The 3,446-nt window shown below is 37.6% G+C and carries 5 protein-coding genes; 3 read left to right on the top strand and 2 right to left on the bottom strand.

Features of this window, described 5'->3' with window-relative positions; all coding sequences use genetic code 11:
• On the bottom strand, window positions 1–107 hold a 107-nt coding region (locus M901_RS17080), incomplete at its 3' end, for a Na+ dependent nucleoside transporter N-terminal domain-containing protein (RefSeq protein WP_157679965.1).
• Window positions 108–171: 64 nt separating this feature from the next.
• The gene (locus tag M901_RS10910) at window positions 172–585 is read right to left on the bottom strand and encodes a hypothetical protein (RefSeq protein ID WP_034721809.1); all 414 of its coding nucleotides are present in this window, start codon (window positions 583–585) and stop codon (window positions 172–174) included.
• A 148-nt stretch (window positions 586–733) separates the two neighbouring features.
• Here M901_RS10910 and M901_RS10905 point away from each other — a divergent pair, with 148 nt between their 5' ends.
• The 3 genes from M901_RS10905 to M901_RS10895 form a co-directional block, all read left to right on the top strand.
• Window positions 734–2,083 (top strand): thymidine phosphorylase, encoded by a 1,350-nt coding sequence (locus tag M901_RS10905; protein WP_021278251.1) that lies wholly within the window; start codon window positions 734–736, stop codon window positions 2,081–2,083.
• Between the two features lies 1 nt (window position 2,084).
• Window positions 2,085–2,909: a purine-nucleoside phosphorylase gene (locus M901_RS10900; RefSeq protein ID WP_021278253.1), complete on the top strand. Its 825-nt coding sequence runs from the start codon at window positions 2,085–2,087 to the stop codon at window positions 2,907–2,909.
• A gap of 108 nt (window positions 2,910–3,017) precedes the next feature.
• Window positions 3,018–3,446: PolC-type DNA polymerase III (locus M901_RS10895; RefSeq protein WP_021278254.1), on the top strand; the 429-nt coding region annotated here is incomplete at its 3' end.

Here is a 3,446-nt window from a genome sequence, read left to right as displayed (position 1 = left end):
ACACCAGATAAAATCGTTCTCCAATTCACTTTTTTTCTATTACTAGATAAAAGATAAGCAACTGCTAGCATACTAACTAGCCCAAAGAACGAAATAAATCTTTCCATAAAAAAACTCCAAGAAATTATAATCCCTTGGAGTTTACTAATCTTGAGTTAATTTATCAAATAACTAAAATTTAAAAGAGTAAGTAAATGAAGGTTGATTAACACCTAGCTGGCGAGAAACTTCTTTTCTTTTTGCCATGTGCCAAACTTTTCTTTCTCCAGTAGAGAAATCTTTAAGATCTAGCGCAGCATTCTCATAGAGACCTTTTGACTTATTGGCCTGACCATAAGCAACAATTCCAACACCAAGAATAATACCAATAGCACCACCTACAACGATATTTTTTAGGTGATCACTTGGCTCTTCTACGAAAGATAATGTTGATAGTCCAAGCACAGCACCCGCGGCACCAGTACCAGCAATTATCGAGATATCTCTAATTGAATCATCTACAAATGATGAGTTCTCTTCGGCCATAGCTGAAGTCGTAAAGATCATGTTAACTGCAATGCAACAAATCAATAAAATTCTTTTCATACAATTTATTCCTAAGCTCTATCTAATTTCTAAGGTTTGCAAGTTGCGGGAGGATTGTCTATATTTGTTCTCTACCGCACAACTAATATGGTACATGTTAGGTGTGTTTTTAGCAATGTTTTAGACCTATTAACAAAGGCCCACATTAATGCCAAAGAAAGTAACTAGTAAAGTTAACAAGCAAACTCATTTCAATGCTTATAATCTCATCGCAAAGAAGAGAGATGGAAAGACTCTAACTGATGAAGAAATAAAATGGTTCATCAATGGTCTTCTAACAGGAGATGTTGCTGAATACCAAATGTCAGCACTACTTATGGCCATTTATCTTAACGGTATGACTGTTAAGGAAACGGCTGCTCTGACAGATGCGATGCTCTACTCTGGTGAAACACTAACTTTCAAAGGAAAGAGTGTCATCGACAAGCACTCAACTGGTGGTGTTGGAGACAAGGCTTCATTCATCCTTGGACCAATCGCGGCAGCTTGTGGTGTAAAAGTTCCAATGATGGCAGGACGTGGTCTCGGTCACACAGGTGGAACTGTAGATAAGATTGAAAGTGTTAAAGGTTTCAAGACTTCACTTTCGCTTGAGCAATTCAAAAAACAACTTCAAAAAGAAGGAATTGTTCTCATTGGTCAAACTAAGGATATCGCACCTGCTGATAAAGTGATCTACGGACTTAGAGATGTCACAGCAACTGTTGAATCTATTCCACTTATTACGGCCTCTATTATGAGTAAGAAATTAGCGGAAGGTGCTAATGGTATCGTTATGGATATTAAAACTGGTAACGGTGCTTTCATGGCAGATATTAAGGACGCGAAGGCCCTAGCAAAGAGCTTAAGAGATACGGCCAAAAGATTTAATAAGGGAATGGTAACTTATATCACTGATATGAACCAGCCACTTGGAAACTATATTGGGAATTCTTTAGAGATTATCGAGTCAATTGAAACTCTAAAAGGAAATGGTCCTAAAGACTTAACTGATGTTTCAGTTAAGCTAGCTGGTGCCATGATTTACCTTGCAGGAAAAGCTAAGACAATTAAAGAAGGTGAAGAAAAGGCCCAGAAATCTATTGATAATGGAAAAGCTCTTGCTGTCTTTAAGAAGCTTATCAAAGTACAAGGTGGTGATGATAAAGTTATCGAAGACTACTCTCGCCTACCTCTTGCAAAGACAGTGACTCATTACACGGCTTCTAAATCAGGATACGTAACAGAGATTGCTTGTAAGCAAATGGGTCTTCATTGTGTCGCTCTTGGAGGAGGACGTAAGAAAGCCTCTGACAAAGTTGATATGGGAGTGGGATTCATTCTCAAGAAGAAAATTGGTGATAAGGTTGAAAAGGGAGAAACTCTTGTTGAAATCCTTCACCATAAGAAGCAATCAAGTGAAGTTGAAGAAATTATGAAGTCCCTTAAAAAAGATATTAAGGTTTCAAATATTAAGCCTAAGAAAAGCAAATTAATCTACGAAATGAAGGAAGTCTAAAATGGAAACAGTAGTAGAGAAACTTCAAACAGCTGCGAGCTTTATTAAGAGTAAAATTACAGATATTCCAAATATTGGTATTGTTCTTGGTTCAGGATTAGGAGACTTTGCTGACTCGCTAGAAGATAAAGTTGAAATTCCATATTCTGAAATTCCAGGCTTCCACCAAACAACAGTTCTTGGTCACGCAGGAAAACTCGTTGTCGGAAAAATTGAAGGTGTTAATGTTGCTGTCATGCAAGGACGTATTCATGCTTATGAAGGTCATAGCATGGAAGAAGTCGTTCACCCTGTTCGCGTACTGGGAATGATGGGAGTTAAAACTCTTGTTCTAACAAATGCGGCCGGTGGAGTTAATGCAAACTACCATCCAGGACAACTTATCCTTATTAAAGATCATATTAACTTCACTGGAAAGAACCCTCTTATTGGTCCTAACCTTGATGAGCTAGGGACAAGATTCCCTGATATGAGTTTTGCTTGGGACCCTAACCTAAGAGAAATTGCTAAGAAAGCGGCTTCAGATATTGGTTACGATCTTCAAGAAGGTGTCTACGTTGGTGTTTTAGGACCGACATATGAAACTCCAAGCGAAGTAAGAATGTTCGGTATGCTTGGCGGTGATATGGTTGGAATGAGTACCGTTGCTGAAAATATTGCAGCAGTTCACATGGGAATGAAAGTCATGGGAATCTCATGTGTTACAAATATGGCGGCAGGTATTGAAAAAGGTGAACTTAAGCACGAGGATATAAAAGACCAGGCTGCTCAAGTAATGACAAAGTTCTGTGACATATTGAAATCAGTTGTAAAATCCCACGGGTAATAGAAAAATATACCTTTAGAAACGGCATTGTTCACAATGCCGTTTTTTTTGTTAAAATTAATAAGACGTCAATTTTGCCGAATGAATATTCGGAATCGGATTAGAATAATGGAATCAAATACTTCTAGAGAACTTCTTAGTAAACTAAGCTTTTGTGTCTTTGACCTTGAGACGACAGGTGGGAACCAAAAGAACGATAAGATCATCGAAATTGGAATGGTAAAGATCGATAACCTAGAGATCACAGAGACGGCCAATTACCTAGTTGATCCAGAAAGAAAAATCCCTGACTTTATTCAAAAGCTAACATCAATTAAACAGGCCGATGTTGAAGGTTGTCCAAAAATTGAAGAGCTTATGGATACAATCCTTGAGTTTATTGGAGACAGAATTTTAGTGGCCCACAATGCTTCATTTGATGTGCCTTTTTTAAACTCAGTTTTAAGAAGAATGGGAAGAAAGCAATTAGAGAATAAGAGCATTTGTACAAATCTTATGACGAAATATCTTATTACCTACCATGATGAACTCCAATCT

Source organism: Bacteriovorax sp. DB6_IX, from assembly GCF_000447775.1.
In the GTDB taxonomy this organism is placed as follows: domain Bacteria; phylum Bdellovibrionota; class Bacteriovoracia; order Bacteriovoracales; family Bacteriovoracaceae; genus Halobacteriovorax_A.
Note: the sequence above shows the minus strand (reverse complement) of the source record. Positions and strands in the feature narration are given on the sequence as shown.